Origin of the sequence: Nostoc sp. JL23 (assembly GCF_017115065.1) — a bacterium.
Taxonomy (GTDB): Bacteria; Cyanobacteriota; Cyanobacteriia; order Cyanobacteriales; family Nostocaceae; genus Nostoc; species Nostoc punctiforme_A.
The window spans coordinates 64938-85838 of the sequence record NZ_JABXKN010000128.1 but is presented as its reverse complement, the minus strand read 5'-3'; the positions used below and the strand labels follow the sequence as shown (position 1 = coordinate 85838).

Annotated in this window: 18 protein-coding genes and 15 tRNA genes; 10 read left to right on the top strand and 23 right to left on the bottom strand. The window is 44.1% G+C overall.

Going from position 1 to position 20901, the window contains the following annotated elements; all coding sequences use genetic code 11:
* The first annotated feature begins 2 nt into the window (after positions 1-2).
* The 3 genes from ispD to HWQ42_RS26670 all read left to right on the top strand — a co-directional run bounded on the left by ispD (position 3) and on the right by HWQ42_RS26670 (position 1954).
* Positions 3-686, top strand: coding sequence for a 2-C-methyl-D-erythritol 4-phosphate cytidylyltransferase (ispD, locus tag HWQ42_RS26680; protein WP_292817218.1), 684 nt, complete (start codon positions 3-5; stop codon positions 684-686).
* Between the two features lie 207 nt (positions 687-893).
* Complete coding sequence (gene scpB / locus HWQ42_RS26675; protein WP_094347413.1) at positions 894-1436, top strand: SMC-Scp complex subunit ScpB; 543 nt, start codon at positions 894-896, stop codon at positions 1434-1436.
* Positions 1437-1606: 170 nt separating this feature from the next.
* Positions 1607-1954 (top strand): DUF760 domain-containing protein, encoded by a 348-nt coding sequence (locus HWQ42_RS26670; RefSeq protein ID WP_094347414.1) that lies wholly within the window; start codon positions 1607-1609, stop codon positions 1952-1954.
* 97 nt (positions 1955-2051) lie between these two features.
* On the opposite strand, the gene HWQ42_RS26665 is transcribed toward HWQ42_RS26670, so the two are convergent.
* Positions 2052-3260, bottom strand: a complete 1209-nt coding sequence (locus tag HWQ42_RS26665; protein ID WP_292817216.1) for an HhoA/HhoB/HtrA family serine endopeptidase — start codon at positions 3258-3260, stop codon at positions 2052-2054.
* Between the two features lie 239 nt (positions 3261-3499).
* Between HWQ42_RS26665 and HWQ42_RS26660 the strand changes: the two genes are divergently transcribed.
* The gene (locus HWQ42_RS26660) at positions 3500-4399 is read left to right on the top strand and encodes a M23 family metallopeptidase (protein ID WP_292817214.1); all 900 of its coding nucleotides are present in this window, start codon (positions 3500-3502) and stop codon (positions 4397-4399) included.
* 74 nt (positions 4400-4473) lie between these two features.
* On the opposite strand, the gene HWQ42_RS26655 is transcribed toward HWQ42_RS26660, so the two are convergent.
* Entirely contained in the window at positions 4474-5511 is a 1038-nt protein-coding gene (locus HWQ42_RS26655) for an isochorismatase (protein WP_292817212.1), read from the bottom strand.
* Positions 5512-5603: 92 nt separating this feature from the next.
* On the opposite strand from HWQ42_RS26655, the gene HWQ42_RS26650 reads away from it, so the two are divergent.
* The 4 genes from HWQ42_RS26650 (at position 5604) to ctpC (ending at position 9437) form a co-directional block, all read left to right on the top strand.
* Entirely contained in the window at positions 5604-5804 is a 201-nt protein-coding gene (locus HWQ42_RS26650) for a hypothetical protein (RefSeq protein WP_292817210.1), read from the top strand.
* A gap of 159 nt (positions 5805-5963) precedes the next feature.
* A complete protein-coding gene (locus tag HWQ42_RS26645; RefSeq protein ID WP_367119070.1) occupies positions 5964-6428 on the top strand; it encodes an SMI1/KNR4 family protein in 465 nt (154 codons plus the stop codon).
* A 247-nt stretch (positions 6429-6675) separates the two neighbouring features.
* Positions 6676-7902: a (E)-4-hydroxy-3-methylbut-2-enyl-diphosphate synthase gene (ispG, locus tag HWQ42_RS26640; RefSeq protein WP_292817209.1), complete on the top strand. Its 1227-nt coding sequence runs from the start codon at positions 6676-6678 to the stop codon at positions 7900-7902.
* Between the two features lie 251 nt (positions 7903-8153).
* Positions 8154-9437, top strand: a complete 1284-nt coding sequence (gene ctpC, locus HWQ42_RS26635) for a carboxyl-terminal processing protease CtpC (protein ID WP_292817208.1) — start codon at positions 8154-8156, stop codon at positions 9435-9437.
* Between the two features lie 78 nt (positions 9438-9515).
* Here the strand turns inward: ctpC and HWQ42_RS26630 are convergent, their stop codons facing one another.
* From HWQ42_RS26630 to HWQ42_RS26620, 3 genes are all read right to left on the bottom strand, one after another.
* Positions 9516-9701, bottom strand: a complete 186-nt coding sequence (locus tag HWQ42_RS26630; protein WP_292817206.1) for a DDE transposase family protein — start codon at positions 9699-9701, stop codon at positions 9516-9518.
* Positions 9702-9835: 134 nt separating this feature from the next.
* Positions 9836-11563, bottom strand: a complete 1728-nt coding sequence (locus tag HWQ42_RS26625; protein WP_292817204.1) for a succinate dehydrogenase/fumarate reductase flavoprotein subunit — start codon at positions 11561-11563, stop codon at positions 9836-9838.
* A 221-nt stretch (positions 11564-11784) separates the two neighbouring features.
* A complete protein-coding gene (locus HWQ42_RS26620) occupies positions 11785-12102 on the bottom strand; it encodes a hypothetical protein (protein WP_099102821.1) in 318 nt (105 codons plus the stop codon).
* Between the two features lie 519 nt (positions 12103-12621).
* On the opposite strand from HWQ42_RS26620, the gene HWQ42_RS26615 reads away from it, so the two are divergent.
* Positions 12622-13452 carry a hypothetical protein gene (locus HWQ42_RS26615; RefSeq protein WP_292817202.1) on the top strand — a complete coding sequence of 277 codons (831 nt, stop codon included), beginning with the start codon at positions 12622-12624 and terminating at the stop codon, positions 13450-13452.
* A gap of 82 nt (positions 13453-13534) precedes the next feature.
* Here the strand turns inward: HWQ42_RS26615 and HWQ42_RS26610 are convergent, their stop codons facing one another.
* The 4 genes from HWQ42_RS26610 to pds all read right to left on the bottom strand — a co-directional run bounded on the left by HWQ42_RS26610 (position 13535) and on the right by pds (position 17629).
* A complete protein-coding gene (locus HWQ42_RS26610; protein WP_292817200.1) occupies positions 13535-14857 on the bottom strand; it encodes an ABC transporter substrate-binding protein in 1323 nt (440 codons plus the stop codon).
* A gap of 192 nt (positions 14858-15049) precedes the next feature.
* Positions 15050-15141, bottom strand: a tRNA-Ser gene (locus tag HWQ42_RS26605).
* Between the two features lie 132 nt (positions 15142-15273).
* On the bottom strand, positions 15274-16206 hold the full coding sequence (gene crtB, locus HWQ42_RS26600) for a 15-cis-phytoene synthase CrtB (RefSeq protein ID WP_292817198.1): 933 nt from the start codon (positions 16204-16206) through the stop codon (positions 15274-15276).
* On the bottom strand, positions 16190-17629 hold the full coding sequence (gene pds / locus HWQ42_RS26595; protein ID WP_292740892.1) for a 15-cis-phytoene desaturase: 1440 nt from the start codon (positions 17627-17629) through the stop codon (positions 16190-16192). Before pds ends, crtB begins: the two co-directional genes overlap by 17 nt.
* Before the next feature lie 438 nt (positions 17630-18067).
* Between pds and HWQ42_RS26590 the strand changes: the two genes are divergently transcribed.
* Positions 18068-19156, top strand: coding sequence for a glycoside hydrolase family 3 protein (locus HWQ42_RS26590; RefSeq protein WP_292817196.1), 1089 nt, complete (start codon positions 18068-18070; stop codon positions 19154-19156).
* Positions 19157-19250: 94 nt separating this feature from the next.
* On the opposite strand, the gene HWQ42_RS26585 is transcribed toward HWQ42_RS26590, so the two are convergent.
* The 14 genes from HWQ42_RS26585 to HWQ42_RS26520 all read right to left on the bottom strand — a co-directional run bounded on the left by HWQ42_RS26585 (position 19251) and on the right by HWQ42_RS26520 (position 20898).
* A tRNA-Lys gene (locus tag HWQ42_RS26585) sits at positions 19251-19321 on the bottom strand.
* Between the two features lie 264 nt (positions 19322-19585).
* Positions 19586-19659: transfer RNA gene (locus HWQ42_RS26580), tRNA-His, on the bottom strand.
* Positions 19660-19668: 9 nt separating this feature from the next.
* Positions 19669-19742: transfer RNA gene (locus HWQ42_RS26575), tRNA-Ala, on the bottom strand.
* 98 nt (positions 19743-19840) lie between these two features.
* Positions 19841-19914: transfer RNA gene (locus HWQ42_RS26570), tRNA-Arg, on the bottom strand.
* A gap of 6 nt (positions 19915-19920) precedes the next feature.
* Positions 19921-19996, bottom strand: a tRNA-Val gene (locus HWQ42_RS26565).
* Positions 19997-20077: 81 nt separating this feature from the next.
* A tRNA-Thr gene (locus HWQ42_RS26560) sits at positions 20078-20150 on the bottom strand.
* 7 nt (positions 20151-20157) lie between these two features.
* Positions 20158-20234, bottom strand: a tRNA-Met gene (locus tag HWQ42_RS26555).
* 10 nt (positions 20235-20244) lie between these two features.
* Positions 20245-20317: transfer RNA gene (locus HWQ42_RS26550), tRNA-Leu, on the bottom strand.
* Positions 20318-20396: 79 nt separating this feature from the next.
* Positions 20397-20473 (bottom strand) — tRNA-Leu (locus tag HWQ42_RS26545).
* Between the two features lie 4 nt (positions 20474-20477).
* Positions 20478-20551, bottom strand: a tRNA-Leu gene (locus HWQ42_RS26540).
* 3 nt (positions 20552-20554) lie between these two features.
* Positions 20555-20627: transfer RNA gene (locus HWQ42_RS26535), tRNA-Pro, on the bottom strand.
* 4 nt (positions 20628-20631) lie between these two features.
* A tRNA-Leu gene (locus HWQ42_RS26530) sits at positions 20632-20706 on the bottom strand.
* A 6-nt stretch (positions 20707-20712) separates the two neighbouring features.
* A tRNA-Cys gene (locus tag HWQ42_RS26525) sits at positions 20713-20816 on the bottom strand.
* 6 nt (positions 20817-20822) lie between these two features.
* Positions 20823-20898: transfer RNA gene (locus tag HWQ42_RS26520), tRNA-Gln, on the bottom strand.
* Positions 20899-20901 lie beyond the last annotated feature (3 nt).

Below are 20901 nucleotides of genomic sequence, written 5' to 3'. Positions count from 1 at the left end.
CTGTGTATTTACTAATTCCAGCTGCGGGAATCGGAAAAAGAATGGGGAGTAACCGCAATAAACTCCTGCTAGTCGTGCGATCGCAACCAATTATTGCTTGGACTTTATTAGCCGCAGAAGCCGCCACTACAATCAGTTGGATCGGGATTATTTCTCAGTCTACCGATTGGCCAGAGTTCAAAGCAATTATCGCCGATCTGAAGCTGACTAAACCAGTGGAATTGATTCAAGGTGGCTCCACCCGCCAAGAATCTGTTTACAATGGCTTACAATCTCTGCCAGTAGCCGCAGAACAAGTGTTGATTCATGATGGTGCTAGATGCCTAGCCACACCAGATTTATTTAACTCTTGTGCTGAGGCCATTCGCCACTGTCCTGGTTTAATTGCTGGTGTACCCGTCAAAGACACCATCAAAGTTGTCAATGAACAAGTCATAATTCAAGAAACACCCGACAGACGACAACTATGGGCGGCACAAACTCCCCAAGGATTTGATGTCAAGTTGTTGAAACAGTGCCATGCTGAAGGAGTCCGTCAAGGTTGGGAAGTAACAGACGATGCTGCTTTATTTGAAAAGTGCGGCATCGAAGTCCGAATTGTCGAAGGAGAGGAGACAAATTTAAAAGTGACCACTCCACAAGATTTAGCGATCGCAGAATTTATTCTTACGAGTAGAGGCTTTTAAGTTATTGGGCATTGGGCATTGGGCATTGGGCATGGGGCATGGGGAATTGGTGAGCAGGAGGAGAATAACTGATGCCCAATGCCAAATTTGAAAGTTTAAAAAAATACTTTGACAATTTAGGATATAATGCCACACACTTGTTGATTGTTAGTTGTCATGTACTAATGACCAATGACTAATGACCAATGACTAACGACTAATGACTAAATGATTACAGCCACAGCGACGAAGATAGAAGCAATTCTCTATTTAAAGGGTAAACCCTTGTCGCTCGGCGAAATCGCCGAGTATGCCGCGTGCGATCGCGCCACTGTCAAAGAAGGCATAATTGAACTTATGGACAATTATGCCCACCGAGATAGCGCCCTAGAGGTCATAGAAACCCCAGATGGTTACAGTTTGCAACTCCGGTCTGACTTTCACGATCTAGTGCAAACGATGATACCAGTGGAATTGGGTGTAGGTGCATTACGGACTTTGGCCGCGATCGCTCTTAATAGTCCCATACTTCAGAGCGACTTGATTAACCTGCGCGGTTCGGGAGTATATCAACACGTTCCAGAACTCGTCGAACTTGGTTTCATCCGCAAGCGCCGAGACAGCGATTCTCGCTCCTACTCACTCCAAGTAACCCCAAAATTCCATCAGTATTTCCAAATCGAACAACTCCCGCAAATACTTTCTACCAGTCAGAAGGAAGAACAATTAGAACTAGAACTAGAACTAAAGGCAGTGGCGAGTGGGGAGTAAAGAAGGGAATAGGGTACAGGTTACAGGTGCAGATTATTCCCTATAACCTGTCATCTGTCATCTCTCCCCTAATCACACTCCCTTCCTCTTGACTTATACCTGTGGTGAATGCGCTAGCCTTGTACTATGGTTTAGAGTAGAGTTAGCAATTAAGCTAAATAAAACTGCCAATGGTGTTTAATCCTGACTTTTTGAATGACAACTCTGAGGAACACCCTAATCAACTTCTTTCCGACCACTCTGAGGAATACCCTAATCAGTTACTCAAATATCTACAGCATCAGTCTCCTGATGTTTTAGCTAGGGTTGCTCAGTCCGCTAGCCCCGAAATTAAACAAATCATCTCGCAAAATGTCCAAGGGCTAGTGGGAATGCTCCCCGCGGAAAATTTCAACGTGCAAATCACAACAGATAGGGAAAACTTAGCTGGGCTTCTAGCATCAGCCATGATGACAGGGTATTTTCTGCGCCAGATGGAACAAAGAATGCAGTTAGAGCATTTGTCTAATGGCCAATAATTAATAGTCAGTAGTCAAACATTCTGGAACTATTGACCAAATAATTACTAATTCGTAATTCGGAATGACGCTTTCTAGGAATTACGAATTATTTTGACTACTTCTTTTCAGGATAAGCTCCTGATTGTACTTTGAAGGTTTGAACTTTACCGCTGCGGTTGACTTCGAGAGCTATTATGTCTCCAACTTTGCTAGACTCTACCAGCCTCTGAACTTGGGCTGAAGTTTTGACCGGTTTGCCGTTAAATTTTTGAATCACGTCTCCAGGAAGCAGTCCTCCACGCTTGGCTGGGGAATCATCTGTGACTCCTTTAATCACAATTCCAGCATCCTGCTGAATGTTTAGTTGATTTTCTTGATTAATCTGCTGTTTTCTGATGGGAGAAAGGTCTGCCATTTCAACACCCAAGAAGGGATGTTCCACGCGCCCTTTAGTAAAAAGTTCATTAGCGATGCGGGCGGCGGTTTCAATGGGGATGGCGAAACCGAGTCCTTGAGCATCAGCGCGGATAGCAGTGTTAATACCAATCACTTCGCCTTGGGCGTTTAATAAGGGACCACCAGAATTACCAGGATTAATTGCGGCATCAGTTTGGATAAAGCTGACTCGCTTATCTGGGACACCAACTTGAGTGCTAGTGCGATCGGTAGCGCTGATGATACCGATAGTGACAGTATTATCTAAACCCAGAGGATTGCCAATAGCGATCGCCCATTGTCCTGGGATCAGGTTTTGCGAATTGCCCAGTTTTACCGTCGGCAAATCATTCGCTTTTATTTTCACTACCGCCACATCTGTTACTGAATCAACTCCTACCACCTTACCCTCTAGACTCCGACCATCTTTGAGGGTAACTTGTACTGTATCTGTATCTGCCACTACATGAGCGTTGGTGAGTAATTCCCCATCTTCGCTCAAGATAAATCCCGATCCTGTACCGCGCTCAATGCGTTCTTGAGGAATTGGTTGGTCATCTTCTCCAAAGAATCGCCGCAAGAGGGGATTTTTCAAAGCGTCAGAGATGGGATTAGCTACTTTACGAGTGGCATTAATTCGCACTACAGCCGGGCCAACTTTTTGCACTGCCGTCGCAATAAAATTCACGTTATCGCCACCAGTAGCCCCAATAGCTCCGTTAGGAGAATTCGGAACTACGGATTCTGGAGGCGAAGCCATTGTTACATTTCTTAACTGTTGGAACGAGCGATTTTGTGGCACGAAATAGCGACTGCCAAACAAACCTGCACCACCGCCAATTACCAGTAAAAACACATAAACCGCCAATTGCTTTAAGGATAACTTCATAATCTTTTGCTCAAGAACAGCAATGCAGTTGCTAATTTCTAAGTGTAGTCAAGCTAACGGCAAGTGGACAGATCAATTTACGAGAAATTAGGGAATGGGCGTTAGGAGTGCTGAGTTAGGAGTTAGGAGTTAAGAGTTTTGTTTATCTCCTTGTCCCCCTCATCTTCCCCAATCCCTAGTCCCCAATCCCCATTCTTCCCATCTAAAATTTAAAGTTAATGCGCTCTTGACCTGTGTACATGACTTTACCCTTTCGTCAACTGTTTCTCTGTAGCTTAGTTAGCGCCTTGGGCCTAGTAAGCATACTGCCATACTCAAGCTCAAACAGTGCTAACGCTGCTGTGGGTGGTTGCTCAACTCCAGCCTTATCTCGCTTCCAACGCCATAAAGTTGTTCGTGGCGAAACTTTGGAGAGCATAGCGCAGCGCTACAATCTCATTCCGACAACTATTATTGGCATGAATCCAGCTTTGCAGAACGGTGCAGCTGTCGCTGTTGGTAGTGTGCTTCAGATTCCTCCCTACAATGGGATTGTAGTCGAAGTGCCTCGCGGTCAAACTTGGCGACAAGTGGCGGCACAATACAAAGTTCGTGCTGATAGCCTGTTTGAGGTGAATGGCTGCCAACAAAACCCCAGAATCGTCTTTGTTCCGGGGGTAAATTGGTCGCCTAATGGTGTTGTAACTAAGTCGCCTTTACCTACTGATGCAGGTACACCAAACCGTGCATCTTTGTCTGGATATCCTTTGGGAGAAGTGGCAACTGTAGGATTAGCTTACGGCTGGCAAATTAATCCCGGTACAAGTGAAGTTTTCTTCCACAGTGGTGTTGACTTATTAGCATCAGTTGGTACTAATGTACTAGCGATCGCACCTGGAACTGTAGCCTTTGCCAGTGATCAAGGTTCTTATGGCAAGTTGGTCATTATTAACCACAGTGGCGGACTTCAAAGCCGTTACGCCCAGCTTGACACCATCAAAGTTACTGTCGGTCAACAAGTGAAAAAAGGAGACTTACTAGGAACAGTAGGTACTAGTGGAAAACCAACATCCACTCAACCCCATCTCCATTTTGAAGTGCGTTCTAGCTCATCTCTGGGTTGGGTAGCAGAAGATCCAAAGGGTTATTTGAAGAAATGAGTTTTGTTTTGAAACGCAGAGGAACGCAAAGGAAATCTCTGTGTTCTTCTGCGAAACCTTTGCGATCCTTTGCGTTAAATAAAGGATGCTATATTTTCGCTAGATTTTACGATGTGCATTCCTGCCTCTGCAAATCTTGCAAATGCCGCATCTGCCTGTTCTGTGTAGTCCACAACACCGGGAACAACGACAGGCGAAGTAGAATCTTCTAGCAAATAGATTTTTTGAGCAAGGGTGGCATCTACCTGTTTAATTTCTGTTAATAAATCGTCAATTGTCCAAGCGACGCAGTGACTTTTAGCTTGACCACCAATAATTACTGCATCATATTCTAAAAGTTGTTTAATCAGGCGCGTGTTCTTTTGAGCAAGTGGACGTTGCTCAAAATCTTCTAAAACTTCTGGACGTAAGATGGAATAGTTTTCTGTTAAAGGATTTTCACCTTTAATTTCAAATTGCGTTTGACTCTGACGCGCAATGCCGTGGAAAAATATCGCTTCTTCTACCGATGAAACTAGAGCATGACCAATACCACCCAACATAGAATGATAAGGCCAAACAGTGAGTGGATATTTACCGTCTTGACTGAGTTGCTTAATGTAATGGTAAGCGTGTTTTTCTAATAATTCATAATCCCCATTAGTAACACTGTTAGCAACTGCTGGGTTAACTTTCCAAATACCTTGTTGAATATCTGCTGGTGTAATGCTAGTCGCGGCTGGGGTAGGATGTTCTCCCGCAGCATTTACCCAAAATATCGGATGGAAGATTTGCGTTGCTGTGTGAGTATCTAGAGTTGGTACAATTTTCGTGATTATTCCCAAGTTTCGATAGATAAACTCAGATAATCTGACGTTATCATTCACTGCCGCATTACCAGATTTACCACTTACAAATAATTCAAATCCAGGGATGCAGAAGGTGTTTTGGACATCAATTAACAGTAGGCAAATACGAGTTTTATCTAAAGATGCAGGTTTGATATCGTGTTGTTTTGCCCACATTTCAGCTTCAGCGGCACGTTCTTGATAAGGTACGCGCCAGACTTCGCCGACTTCTTCAGGATTAAAATGTGGGGGAATTGGTAGTTGAGGTGTTATTTGGGTGTTCATAATTACAGCCGCTTTTATTCTGTAATAACATCTATGATTTCAATCCCCAAATTTAAGAATAGCCTGAGCTTCTGGATGCTTCTACTGCTTCTATGGCTTTCTGGAATGTAGATGTTTTTTCTAGCATGGGCGTTAAAGCATTTGGTGATAAGTCTAATTTAGCTGGTGGTAGGGGCGCTCGCTCCTCATTTTCCTTGCTTAATAGTATATTTGTATTATTAAATAAATTTAGCGATCGCTCTCATCCAAACTTCGCAACATCGCCAACCGTCGATCTAACCACTCATCTGTAAACCAACCATAAGGCAAAATATTTCTAATTCGAGGCAGCTACAAGTATGCAGGAAATTTGGACAAGAATAGAATTCTGGCTCGAAGCTAATACTCCACAAGTTCTTGATACATTGAACCCTGGAGCATCAGAGAGTCAGATAAAGGCAGTATAAGACGCTCTGCTGATACAGTTTCCTGATGATGTCAAGAGTTCTTACCGTATCCATAATGGACAATCAGGCTACAATTATGGGCTGATTAATAGAAGAGAATTTCTATCTCTTGAACGTATTCAAGATGAATGGCAAGTTTGGAAGGAACTTCTAGACGCAGGTAATTTCGATGGTTGTGAAAGTCAGCCAGAACCAGGAATAGGAATTTGTACAGATTGGTGGAGTGCGTTATGGATACCACTAACCTATGACGGTGATGGCAATCACGATTGTCTAGACTTAGCTCCTGCTAAAGGTGGCAAAGTTGGACAAATTATTCAGATGTGGCATGACAACGATATTCGAGAACTCGTCGCTTCAAGTTTTCAGAACTGGCTAGAGGAATATGCCACTGGTTTAGAATCTGGTCAATATGTTTTCTCCCATGAATACGGAGGTATAGTCAAAGCGGATAGTATCTGGTGTCTGTAAATTTAGGAGCAACGCAACTTAGTCTGGTTAAAGCGATCGCACTCAAGCTACTCACTTAAAAATATTTTAAGTAATATATCTTTACAAATGAGTAAAACTCTTCAATTGCTCTTTATTTCTTTGTCTGTGTTATTTTCCATTTTTTTCTATACTAATCGTCCAAAAGAGGCACTAGCTGTGGCAATCTGGGAAACAGAGATTTATTAAATCTGATATTTGAGCAACAGCAAATTTACCTAATCAGGTTATGCAAACTCTGCCCACAGTAAACACTTCAAGCATCACATCAACTCAAGATACCTTTGATACAACTATCAAGCGGCGTAAAACCCGTGCTGTAAAGGTGGGAAATGTCACCATTGGCGGTGGCTACCCGGTTGTAGTGCAGTCAATGATTAACGAAGACACTCTTGATATAGATGGTTCCGTAGCTGGTATTCGTCGTCTGCACGAAATTGGCTGCGAAATTGTCCGCGTCACAGTGCCAAGTATGGCTCATGCTAAAGCTTTAGGAGAAATTAAACAAAAATTAATTAAAACTTACCAAGACGTGCCAATTGTGGCTGATGTCCATCACAATGGGCTGAAAATCGCTGTGGAAGTTGCCAAGCACATAGAGAAAGTGCGGATTAATCCGGGCTTGTATGTGTTTGAAAAGCCAAATATCAATCGAACTGAATATACTAAAAGCGAATTTGACGAAATTGGCGAGAAAATCCGCGAAACCTTAGAACCTCTGGTAGTTTCTTTGCGCGATCAAGGAAAATCAATGCGAATTGGGGTAAATCACGGTTCTCTGGCTGAGAGAATGCTATTTACTTACGGTGACACCCCCGAAGGAATGGTGGAATCTGCCATAGAATTCATTCGCATTTGTGAATCTTTGGATTTCCGCAACTTGGTAGTTTCCATGAAAGCCTCACGAGTCCCAGTGATGGTAGCCGCCTATCGCCTCATTGCCAAGCGCATGAATGAACTGGGTATGGATTACCCATTACATTTAGGCGTTACGGAAGCCGGTGATGGCGAATACGGGCGAATTAAATCCACAGCAGGCATTGCCACATTACTTGCTGATGGCATTGGTGATACAATCCGCGTCTCACTGACAGAAGCACCAGAAAAAGAAATTCCCGTCTGTTACAGCATTCTCCAAGCTTTGGGATTGCGAAAAACGATGGTGGAATACGTCGCTTGTCCTTCCTGTGGACGCACTTTGTTTAATCTAGAGGAAGTGCTGCACAAAGTTCGGGAAGCCACTAAACACTTAACTGGTCTTGACATTGCAGTTATGGGTTGTATTGTCAATGGTCCCGGAGAAATGGCAGATGCTGACTATGGCTACGTTGGCAAAACACCTGGTTATATTTCTTTGTATCGTGGTCGAGAAGAAATTAAAAAAGTCCCAGAAGATAAAGGTGTAGAGGAATTAATTAACCTCATTAAGGCAGATGAACGCTGGGTAGAACCTTAAAAGAGGCAGGGGAGCAGGGGAGCAGGGAAAAATTTAAGTTGCAGTAAGTTTTTCCCCTCTGCCCCTTTGTACCTCTGCCTCTTGTACCCACTGCCCCATACCCAAAAACTTTGTATCTTTTAACCACCAAGGCCGCCTGATTGTCAAGTATTTTGTTTAAATTAAGAATACATACTAGGTCTGTACAGTGGTAGCCTGTGTTAGATTGAGCATACTGACTATATTATTTTCCCTCTGACGCAGCTGTCATTATGGTGATTACAAAAAGTAGACTTGTTTTGGGTGCTACGGCAGTTACACTCTCCACGATCGCTGTTACTAGCCTTGGCATTCATTCGCGAGGTCAGGCTTTATTTAAAGCAAGTCCTAAAGAATTAGTAGATGAAGTTTGGCAAATTGTTCAGCGCCAATATGTCGACGGTACTTTTAATCAGGTAGATTGGCAGGCTGTTCGTAAGGAATACTTGAGCAAGTCCTACAGTAATCCGCAAGATGCGTATAAGTCCATTCGGGAAATGCTGAAAAAGCTAGAAGACCCCTACACCCGGTTTATGGACCCAGAAGAATTCAAAAATATGCAAGTTGATACCTCTGGAGAATTGACAGGGATTGGGATCACCATTAGTCAGGATGAAAAAACCAAGCAATTGGTTGTAATTGCGCCAATCGAAGATACACCAGCCTTTAAAGCTGGTGTTTTAGCAAAAGATATCATTCTCAAAATTGACGGCAAAGATACTAAGGGGATGGATACTAATCAGGCAGTGTCCTTGATTAGGGGTGAAGCAGGATCTCAAGTCAGCTTGACAATTATGCGTGACGGTAAGACAAAACAGTTTGACATCAAACGGGCACGCATTGAAATCCATCCAGTTAAGTTTTCTCAAAAGAAAACCCCAGCCGGAAATCTTGGCTACATCCGCTTGAACCAGTTCAGCGCCAATGCTGGTAAAGAAATGCAAATTGCCATCAAAGATTTAGAAAGCAAAAAGGTAGCTGGATATATCCTTGATTTGCGTGGTAATCCTGGTGGCTTACTTTTCTCCAGTGTCGATATTGCCCGGATGTGGATAGATAAAGGTAAGATTGTCTCCACTGTTGAACGCCAAGGAGAGGCAGAAAAGGAAGAGGCAAACGGACGAGCCTTGACAACTAAACCATTGGTGGTGCTGGTAGATAAAGGTTCAGCTAGTGCCAGTGAAATCCTCTCAGGGGCTTTGCAAGATAATAAGCGTGCTACTTTGGTCGGTACTCAAACCTTTGGTAAGGGACTAGTGCAATCGGTGCGCCCCCTGGAAGATGGCTCAGGATTAGCGGTGACAATTGCTCATTACTATACTCCCAATGGTACAGATATCAATCACAAAGGCATTTCGCCAGATGTGAAGGTGGATTTGAGCAAAAAGCAGATGGAAGATTTGTGGCTCCATGAACGTGACAAACTCGCTACTCTTGCAGATCCTCAATTCGCTAAAGCAGTGGAAGTGATAGGTAAAAAAATTGCTGCTAAGGGTACACCTACAGCAGAAAAATGAAGAGTTAGGAATAAAGTTAGGAGTGAATAGTGAGGAGTTAGGAATAAAGTCCATCACTGTCAACTTCTAACTACTAACTTAAACTGGTTTGCACTTTCCAGCCCTAATAAGTCCGACACGTCGAGCGATCGCTTCTTCTTGCGAACTAAAAGGCCCCCATTGTTCTATAATTTCTAGATTATCGTTGCCAACTTGGTCCCTGGGGATAATTTCACAGCTTCCAACAGAACGCTTGACAATATACCAAGTTTGTGAATCGTTCATATTTTAAATAAAAATTTTGTTTTTATAGTCAGAATTTTACGACACATAGAAAATATTTTCGCACTTACTGTTATTAATCGAGGTGGACAAAATTTTTGTAGTCCCCTCGATTTCTGACATACATTTACCTTTAACTAATACTTCCGCTCTTTTGGCTCAAACATAGTAATCGCCACTGGCCGATATTGAATATCAATTCCCGCTGGTGAATAGTAAGCCATTGTGTGTTTGAGAAAGTTCGTATCATCTCGCTGGGAATAATCTTCGCGAAAATGAGCGCCACGACTTTCTTGACGATTTAGGGCTGATGCCAAAATGGTCTGCCCTACTACCATCAAACTTCGCAATTCTAAGGCTTCTACGAGTTCCGTATTCCAGCAACTACCTTTGTCATCTAAATAAATTTGAGGGTATTTTTGTTGTATTTCTTCTAGTTTGTGTAACCCTTCAGTCATTAATGACTCAGTGCGAAAAACACCGCAGTATTCAGTCATACAATCCTGGAAAGCTTCACGGACTTGGTTAATGCGGTACTTTCCTGGTTGTTCTAACAAAGCTTGAATTTGTTGCTGGGCTTCTGTTACATACCGTTGCTCATCTACAGAGGGTAACTTACGTTTTTGCACAAATTTGGCGATCGCAGCCCCAGTTCTTTTGCCATAAACGACACATTCCAGCAGAGAATTACTCCCCAAACGATTTGCACCATGTACAGAAACACAAGAAGTCTCACCCGCAGCAAAGAAAGCATCAACTAAACCATCACCACTACTGCGAACTTGACCATCGGTGTTAACTGGTATACCACCCATACAATAATGAATTGTCGGGCGGACTGGCATCGGTTGAGTTACTGCGTCAACGCCTACTAGACGATGGGCTTCTTCCCAACAGAAAGGAACGCGACTCATAATTTTTTCTTTGCCCAGATGGCGCAGATCCAGATAGACAAAGGGGCCACCAGCACTGCCATCGAGATGAATACCACGTCCAGCGCGAATTTCGTAAGCGATCGCTCGTGAGGTAATATCACGAGGAGCTAGTTCCATGCGACTGGGTGCATAATTCGCCATAAAGCGATCGCCTTCACTATTAATTAGATACGCCCCTTCACCCCGTACCGCTTCTGAAATGAGTACCCCTACCGGATATAAGCCAGTCGGATGAAATTGGACAAATTCCATATCTTCCAGGGGTAAACCTGCGATCGCAGTCATTGCCAAACCATCACCTGAAGAAGCGTAATCATTGGAGGTAGTGTTATAAACGCGACCATAGCCCCCTGTGGCAAACATCACTGCCTTAGCCCGCACCACCTCAATATGTCCATCCAAAAGATGGAACATGACCACACCCTTCGCCTCATTTTCTTCCAAAATGAGACGCATCACGTACCACTCTTCATAAACTTGCACCCCATAACGCCGCAAATTGTTAACCAATTCGTGCAAAATCGCGTGACCAGTTTTGTCAGCGGCGTAGCAAGTGCGGTTGTGAGAATGTCCGCCAAAAGCGCGTTGGGCAATGCGCCCATCGGATAAGCGAGAGAACAAAACGCCCATGTGTTCCAAGTCAATCACCACACCTGGCGCTTCTTGGGTGAGAATTGCTACGGCATCTTGGTCTGCCAAGTAATCAGAACCCTTGACAGTATCAAAAGCATGTGCTTCCCAACTATCCTCTGAATCAACATTTTTCAGCGATGCAGCCATACCACCTTGAGCCGCAACCGAGTGGGAACGAATTGGGTGGGTTTTGGCAACCACAGCAATATTTAAACTAGGGTCAGTGCGGGCAATTTCTACAGCAGCGCGACATCCCGCCAATCCACCCCCGACAATAATCACATCGTGTTCCAGCATAATTAGCCCCCTGATTGCAAACCACTGCTGTTCTATTGTAGAGAGGTGATTAATCAGCTAGTGCGTTGTAACAGTAGCATCTCTACAAAAAAATTCCCTGCCTACAGACAGGGAAGTTATAACAAATTTTGAAATTAGGAGTGAAAAGTTAAAAACAAAGAGTTACGGCACAGATAAAGTGACTCATAACTCATAACTCATAACTCATAACTCCTAACTCTTTAGCTAGTTGCTTGTACAGGTTGTTGTTGAGACACATTACCTGGTATAGGTTCCATTTTGGTTCCCGGACCTACAGGACTGACTTCAATATGATTTAACAAGGTAGTGACAAACGCAAACAACAAGAAAGGTAGCGATAGCAGAACGACGAGACCCGCTGTTGCTAAAGCGTACACGGGCCGCTTGGCACCCATCAGCGCCAAAGCTGATGCCAAACTTAGGGTAATCGTAATCAACCAAACAATTATTTGACCGTAGATATCACCGAAAGTCAGGGTACAGACAAACCGATACTTTTGAATATTATTTTCGCTCATCACATTTGCCTCCAGTCTCTCCTAATAGGTTCTACGTTAGAACTATGTTTGCCTTCTAGGCAATTTCTAAATATTTTTGCAAGCTTCGTAATATCACTTCACAATTTAGCTGCCTTTGGCGGTAAGACAGCTATCCTAAAAAACTTCTTCTCTGCATTAGGAGAGGTTGAGATCGCCTCCTTAACTAACACTATCTTGGTTTTAAGAAAAGGGACTATTTGTCATCTATCAAATTCAGGATATTTAAAATAAATATATATCAATTCTATTTAATTTGTGAAAATTGCAACCCACAAATCCCCGACCTTGTAAAAGTTGTTGGGTATCTTGTTTCTCATGAGTGATTCAGGATTGCTATAAAATTTAATTTTTTGCTAGTAAATATTAACTAGAGAATCAAATAAAGTCAGAATGCAAAAACCGATTTTTTGATGTTAAATTTTGAATATTGCCCGAATTTGTTGATTTAAATCAACAAAAATCTTTATTTTTCGCGGCAACATTGTTTTAGGAGTGAACGTGAATACTATTTTTCTTCGTAAAGGTGTTTTTTGGTTGCCAAGTATAGCTGCTCTTGCATTCCTAAGTAACGGTTTATCTGCAAGCGCCCAAACAGTAGACAAGTTGAGCAATCAGCCATTAACCGAACCTTCCGCAACTGTAGCGTCTCCCAAAGAGTTTAGCCAAAACCTCTCTACAGAAACAACTGAAACTTTTACAGTCACAAATTTAACTAAGGTAGAGCAGTTACCCAACAATGCGATACAAGAAAACGCCAGTGTAACACCCATACCCATTCCAGGCACAGTGGCGACCTCATCTGCAACGCTCACTTCTGAACCTGTACAACCGACTTCTCAAACTACTGTTACTGTTCAACCATCTGCGACAAGAGTGGCGCAATCAGATATTGATTTAGGTAGAACTACGGCTGGTGGTAGTAGCTATCTTGGCGTCGCTGGTAACATTGGTTTGAGTGGTGGTGACACGTCTTTGGGCGACGCTAACTTTGCAGTAGTCAGTAAAATCGGACTGACAAATTCTATATCAGTGCGACCCTCAGCTGTATTTGGTGACAACACCACAGTTCTACTTCCAATCACCTACGATTTTACCTTCAAATCAGCAGATGCTTTTAGCGAACCATTAGCGATCGCACCTTACGTCGGAGTGGGTGCAGCTTACAAAACTGGTGATGATTCAAAATTTGCCTTTTTGGTGTCTGGTGGCATTGATGTGCCTCTAACTTCTCAATTTACGGCAACAGCTGCTATCAATGCCGGATTTTTCGATGAAACTGATGTGGGCTTGTTGTTAGGAGTTGGTTACAACTTCAGTGGGATTAAATAGTTAGGAGTTAGGAGTTAGGAGTTAGGAGTTATTAAGATTAAATTATTAAATTCATAACTCATCACTCCTAACTCCTAAGTTTCTACTTAGGGGTAACTTTGTCAATCACCTTGATTGTGCCATCGTCTCCTACTGTCCAAACATCATAGACACCGATGACATCGCCGTTAGCATCAACATCTACGTTGCCGCTGGCTCCTTGGTAGTTAATCTTTTTACCATCTTTAAGTAACTTCAGTCCCTCGCAGACATCACTAACTTCTGTGCCAGGCCCATCAGCAACTTCCCGGATTTTGCTGGCTATACCAACGCCTGTATTTTCTTTAGCAGCTTGCGCTGCCAATGTCAATAAAGCTGCTGCATCCCAAGCTTGAGGAGCATATTCTCCTGGCGCACCACCCTTTTTATCCTTCCACAGCTTGTTGAATGCTTCTAATGCTTTACCATCGGAACCCGGTACTGTACCGATCGCTCCAGTTAAAATATATTTACCATCACTGCCTTTGCCAACTTGTTCGGGAAAAGTCGGTGACTTTACCCCATCTGTCAGCAGAATCTGTACTCCCTTCGCCACACCTTGCTGATAGGCGGCTTTCAGGAAGAGGCTACCAGTTTCTGCATAGAGTACAGCCAGAACTGCATCTGGCTTACCAGCAAATGCAGCAGCCGCCTCTGTATCAAATGTTTGAGCTTTTGGGTCGTAGCGGACAGGCTTATCTTTATTAACTATAGTTCCACCCAATTTTTCAAAGGTTTGCACGAATGCTTTTTCAAACCCTACGCCATAGTCGTTATTAATTACGACTGTAGAAACTCGCTTGAAACCTTTTTTTCTGGCAAGTTGGGCTAAAGCTAGTGCTTGGTATGTATCGGGGGGAGCGGTACGTGCCCAAAAGCCTTTATAGTCACCTTTTTGAGCCTTATCGGTAAATACGGGACTGGTACTACCAGGGGAAACCAGCATGACTTTATTCGGCGTGGCAATGGAGACTGCTGCACTAGAAACGCTACTGGCAAAGGAACCAACTACACCTGCTACTTTATCTAAAGTTGCTAGTTTAGTCATACCAGCAGCTCCAGCTTTCGGGTCGGTTTGGTCGTCTACTTGCACCAAGGTAACAGGTTCGCCATTCACTCCACCGCAAGCGTTGACTGTATCGACTAGTAAAGGTACAGAGCCTAACATCTGCTGTCCCACAGAAGCCAAGTCGCCTGTTGTCGGTAGCAAGGAACCAATTTTTAGCCCTTTAGCACTGCTTGTAGTAGTTGAGTTTGCCGCTGGGGTAGCGGTACTTCCGTTGTTAGCTGTGCCGTTGGGGGTACTGCTATCACCACAAGCCCCAAGTAGGAAGCCAGTTGCTAGGGTAGCTATACTTAAACTTAAGGCGGCGCTAATTTTTCTCATAAATTACTTTCACTCCTCAGATATTTAGGAGCCTAAAAATAAGATCCAAACTAGGTTTGTAACTTAGCTGGATCTTATCAAGACTCCAAAGGATAAATCATATCATCCATCTTTGGGAGTAGAAATATTTACGCCGATCTTAGTAATTCTTTTTGTACACAGAATATTCTCCGTGTATCAAAAGCTGAAAAACGGAGAGGGAGGGATTCGAACCCTCGGTACGGAGTTGCCTGCCGTACAACAGATTAGCAATCTGCCGCTTTCGACCACTCAGCCACCTCTCCTGACTCACGAATATCAATGTTACCAGACTTGCCAGTAAGAGTCAATAGTCATTTGTCATTGGTCATTTGTGATGGTCATTGGTTATTTATAAAACACCGAGGACTAAGGACTAGGGACAAATGACTAATTTTTTAAAGGACTTGCGATCGCATCCAAGCTACGGGCAAAGTGCGTAACTTTTTCCACTGGGGAACGTAAGCCCGCTGACTGAATACATCGTAATCGTTGCGTTCAATCGCCTCCAAAATTTGACCGTACAGCATTGATGCTGCCCACACAGGCCAACGGGCATCGGATGCTAAATAAGTAATTCCCTGGTCGGATGTGGTGTAAAATTGACGAGCGCGGTCAATTTGAAAGCGCATCAATGCTCGCCAACGATCGTCTACCACACCTTTGAAGAAGTCTTGCTCGCTATAGTTGAATTTTGCCAAGTCTTCCAGGGGAATGTAAATCCGTCCCCGTTTGGCGTCTTCTCCCACATCCCGCAGGATGTTGGTGAGTTGATTGGCAATTCCGAGAGCGATCGCTTGTTCTATGGGAACATAAGGTTGTTTGTTCTGTTGCCACGGTGCTGCATATATGGTGTTATCCACACCCATAACTGATGTTGACATTAAGCCAACAGTGCCAGCAACACGGTAACAGTAGAGGTATAAATCCTCAAAGGTTTCATAACGACTGCGATATAAGTCCATGCGCTGACCGGCAATCATATCCCGAAATGGCTGAATGTCCATCGGAAAGCGCTGGAGGGTATCAACTAAAGCTACATCGTAATTTTCTAATGGACGCCCCGCAAAAATCGATTCCAGCTGCTGTTCCCATAGGTCTAGGGTTTCTGGCGTGGTAATAGCAGATGCGGGGCCATCCACCAATTCATCTGTACGGCGACACCAAGCGTAAATTGACCAAATAGATTGACGTTTTACCGGACTCATAAGCAAAGTACCCAGGTAAAAAGTCTTGGCATACTTTGCTGTGAGATGCCGACAAAGTTTGTATGACTCGTCTACAGAGACCAGCGTTTTCATGCGCGGCGGGGAATCAGGCAGTTGCAGCATTCGTTGCGGGCGGTCGGGTGAGCGTTTGCAGGTTTGAGGAATTTGCTACCGGGAGGGCCTCAGAAATCGCCTGCGCTGTCAGCTTACCAGAAAGTACGGCACCTTCCATACTGGCTAAGTAGCGTTGCATGGTGTAATCCCCTGAGAGATAGAAGTTACTAATGGGGGTTGTTTGCGAGGGACGGTACTGTTGACGACCAGGGGTCGCTTTGTAAACTGAACGGGGCGTTTTCACCACATGAGATTTCAGCAATGTTGCTGGATTGTCTCCCCCAAAGTGGTCGGGGAAGAGTTTTTCTAACTCGGCAATAGTTGCAGCCACAATCTCCTCATCAGATTTGGCAATCCAATCTTTTGCCGGGGCTAGAACTAATTCCAGCATCGAGCGTTCGGGGTTGGCGTATTCACGGCAGGTATTGCTCATATCAGCATAAACGCTTAGGAGGGGCGATCGCGAGAATAGCAAGTGATCAATTTGCGTAAGTTTACGATCAAACCACAAATGCACGTTAATCACAGGCACTCCTTCCAACCCGTCTAGCTTTTGGAAAAACTCCATTTCTTTCCAAGGTGCTGGCAAAATCACCTTCAGAGGGTCAACCGGCATGGCAGATACATACAAATCCGCCGTGAAAACTTCATCTTCCTCTCCATTCAACCCCCGAATCAAGTATCCTTTGACGCTACCATCGGCGTTTAGCAAAATCTCTTTTAAGGGGGCATTCAAGCGGACTTCTCCACCGCGTTCGGTGATGTAATCCACTATCGGCTGACACAATCGTTCTGTTGGCGAACCATCCAGAAAGGCCATTTTCGAGCCATTTTTTTCCTGGAGGAAACGATTGAGGGCAGTTAAAAGAATGGTTGCCGAAATTTCATCTGGGTCGATGAAATTCAGCGACTTGGCCATGGCAATAAAAACTTCTTTATTGACCCGTTCTGGAATGTTGTGTTTACGTAGCCAATCTGTCCAGGAATATTTGTCCATTTCTTCAACGTACTTTTGCCCCTGAATCATGACCGGCAATAACCCGATGCCAAAGCGGATTTTTTCTGGCCATGTCAGCATGTCGTTGTTTCGCAGAATTGCCACTATACCATTAATTGGTGCCGGCAAATCTGGGAAATCAAAGCGGCTGTAAGTACCTGGTGCATCTGGTTGGTTGAAGATCATTGTGTGTTCTTTCCACTGCAACCGATCTTCAATATCCAGTTCTTTGAATAACTGCAACATATTGGGATATGCGCCAAAAAAGATGTGCAGACCTGTTTCGTACCAGTCTCCATCAGCATCTTTCCATGCGGCCACTTTACCGCCTAGAACGTCTCGACGTTCCAAGACAATGGGTGTGTGACCTGCGTCTGTAAGATATTTCGCGCAGGAAAGTCCTGCTAGTCCCGCTCCCGCGATCGCTACTCGCATGTAACCCTACTGCTCTTCAATATTTCTTAACCGTTTTATCGTTCTCATTATACGTTGCAATCCGTTACATTTGGCAGTGATTGTGCGATCGCTTCCCCAAAAAACTTTTGCCAAAGGGAATTTTACCTACGCGCACTTGCACAAGCAAATTGCCAATACCATTGTTGGCAATAGCTTTGCGCCATGCACTTTATCTATATTTACATGCAAGTGATTTAGGGAAACAAAAGTATTTCCTTCGACTGAAAATAGCTAATTTTAAAAGTTTTCTTAAAGTAGTTGATTTCTTTGCTAATTTGTGTACTTGCTCTGAAAAAATATCTGGGGCATTACTTAAAAGAAAACTTTCCTCTCCCTATAAGGGTGTAGGATAAATGTTTATGTCCTCTAGGTTGAACAACCAAGTTGTTTACCGCACAACTTAATAGGTAAAAGATTATGGGTGTATCGCAGGAGCTAAAGCGCTTTGGACATCACTTAATTTTAGGTATTTCCGGCACTACATTAAGCGATGACGATAAACGCGCACTCAATGAATTAAAACCGATTGGGGCGATATTTTTTGCTAAGAACTTTTTGGATGGCACTCCATATCAGGTTTGGTTGGAAAGCTTCAAGGATTTGAATAAACAGATACGAGAATATAGTGAACGTGATTCCATGTTCCTCACTCTCGATCATGAAGGAGGTCGTGTAATTCGTACACCACCGCCAATTACCCGCTTTCCTCATGCTTTTTTACTGCGATCGCACGCTTATGAAGTAGCAAAAGCCACAGCGGTAGAACTAAAATCACTGGGAATCAATTTATCTTGGGCACCCGTAGCCGATATTTTTTCCCATCCCGATAATCCCGTGATTGGACCTCGCGCCTTTGGTAACACTCCCGAAACTGCTACTCAAGGTGCCCGTGACTACTACCTTGGACTTCGAGATTCAGGAATTTTGGGATGCGCTAAACACTTCCCCGGACATGGAGACACGAGCAAGGACTCTCACATTGAGCTACCAATACTGAATTTAACTCTAGAAGACCTGCGACTTCGAGAAATTATACCCTTCAGAGCTTTAATCGAAGTACAGATTCCTTTGATTATGACTGTCCATATCTTATTTCCCAAGATAGATCCTGATGTGCCAGGAACGCTTTCTCAGGCTATCCTCAAAACCATACTTAGAGAGGAACTTGGCTTTGAGGGAGTAGTTGTATCTGATGATTTGGATATGAAAGCTATTTCAGATATGTTTATGAAAGCTGGTACTGTGGCGCGGTCATTTAATGCAGGCTGCGATTTGTTTATTGTGTCGCGTAATATTAATTCATCATCTATTGAAAGAACTTATCGGATTGCTGAAGATTTTGCTGATTCGCTCAGTAACGGTAGCTTAGATGAAGCAGTCCTAGAAGCAGCTAGAGAAAGAATTGAGAAACTACTGGCAGTAACACCGCAATATCCCATACATGCTTTGGATAAAGATGTATTATTGCAACATGCTCAACTAGCGATCGCTAGCTGCTACTCATAACCCAACGCGCATTCAAGTTGCATATTAGCAATTGCCAAAAGGCTAACTAAGATTGCATTTCTTAATTTTTAATTTTTAATTTTTAATTGTTTAGTGAGTGCTATAGGGGTCGAACCTATTTCTGCGGGTTAAAAGCCCGCTGCACAGCCGATATGCCAACCACCCTAGTTAATTTAAATAAGAAATGAGCAAGTGCGATCGTATTACATCGCAAATCTTGTAACACCAACACTAGATATAAATCCACCAGGGAGGTACTGCCCCTCCTATTTCTGTGTTATCAGCACAGCGCCTCGCTTTTCGGCTCCAGGTGGAAAAAGAGGAAGATGGAGGAATCGTAGCTTGCTTCCCGTAGGGTACCCCTACAGTTGCCCGTACTCCAAGGTTCAAGCTTGGTTGCCGACCATTCAGCAGCATCTTCCATTGAGGGGTATCTGACGGGGCTTGAACCCGCTATGACTGGTTCCACAAACCAGCGCCTCGACCACTTTGGCTTCAGACACCATCATCAGTGGAATCAATGGGAATTGAACCCATAACCTCCTGCTTGCAAGGCAGGCGCTCTAGCCATTTGAGCTATGACCCCATCAAATTAAGTAAAAAGAGCAAAGTAAAAACAAAAAGAAATTAAATTCATTCTTTCTGACTTTTGACTTTTAACTTTTAACTTTTGACTTGTTTATGCGGGAGTGGTAGGACTCGAACCCACAACTTTCGAGGTAGAAGCTCGAAGCTCTATTCCATTGAGCTACACTCCCAACATTTGGTAGTCCTGGCAGGATTTGAACCTGCAACCTCTTGCTTGTAAGGCACTTGCTCTACCGTTGAAGCTACAGGACTATGCAAGCGAGTGGAGGGACTTGAACCCACGCGCTGAGTATGGCGCACTCAGATGCTATCGATTACATCACACCCGCATCAAGCTGGTAACAGGAATTGAACCTGCAACCTACTGATTACAAGTCAGTTGCTCTGCCAATTGAGCTACACCAGCACTGTTTTGGTGACGGGGGCAGGAGTTGAACCTGCCGATGTTCAGGTTATGAGCCTGACGAGCCACCGTTGCTCTATCCCCGCATATTCACCAATACCCCTGACTGGATTTGAACCAGCAACCTCTTCGTTCTAAGCGAAGCGCCTCTTCCATTGGGCTACAAGGGCAAAGTCTTAGTGGCAGCGAACCTGCGACCTGGAGTTCCCGAAACTCCCGCGCTCCCATCTGCGCCACACCCAGATATTTTGGTACTCTCGACAGGATTTGAACCTGCAAAAAACTAGATCCTCGGTCTAGTGCGTCTTCCGTTCCGCCACGAGAGCTTAGTGCCCCTGACAGGATTTGAACCTGTAAAATCTGGACTCTGACTCCAGCACGTATGCCAGTTCCGTCACAGGGGCATATCGGGATGGCAGGATTTGAACCTGCGACTCCATGCTCCCAAAGCATGGCTTCTGGCCACTGAATTACATCCCGTTGATACTCCTGGTGGGAGTCGAACCCACAACCAAACAGATTTTAAGTCTGCCACCTCTTCCAATTGGGCTACAGGAGCAAATTTTGGTACTCTTGGTGGGAATCGTAGACGCAAAGCGGCTTCCCGCAGGGTACCCACAACTTACCGTTTTTGTAGACGGCAGCCTCTTCCAGTTGGGCTACAAGAGCAAAGTTTGGCAGCCCCACCAGGACTCGAACCTGGAATCTTCGCCTTCAAAGGGCGCTATGTTGCCAATTACACCACAGGGCTTTA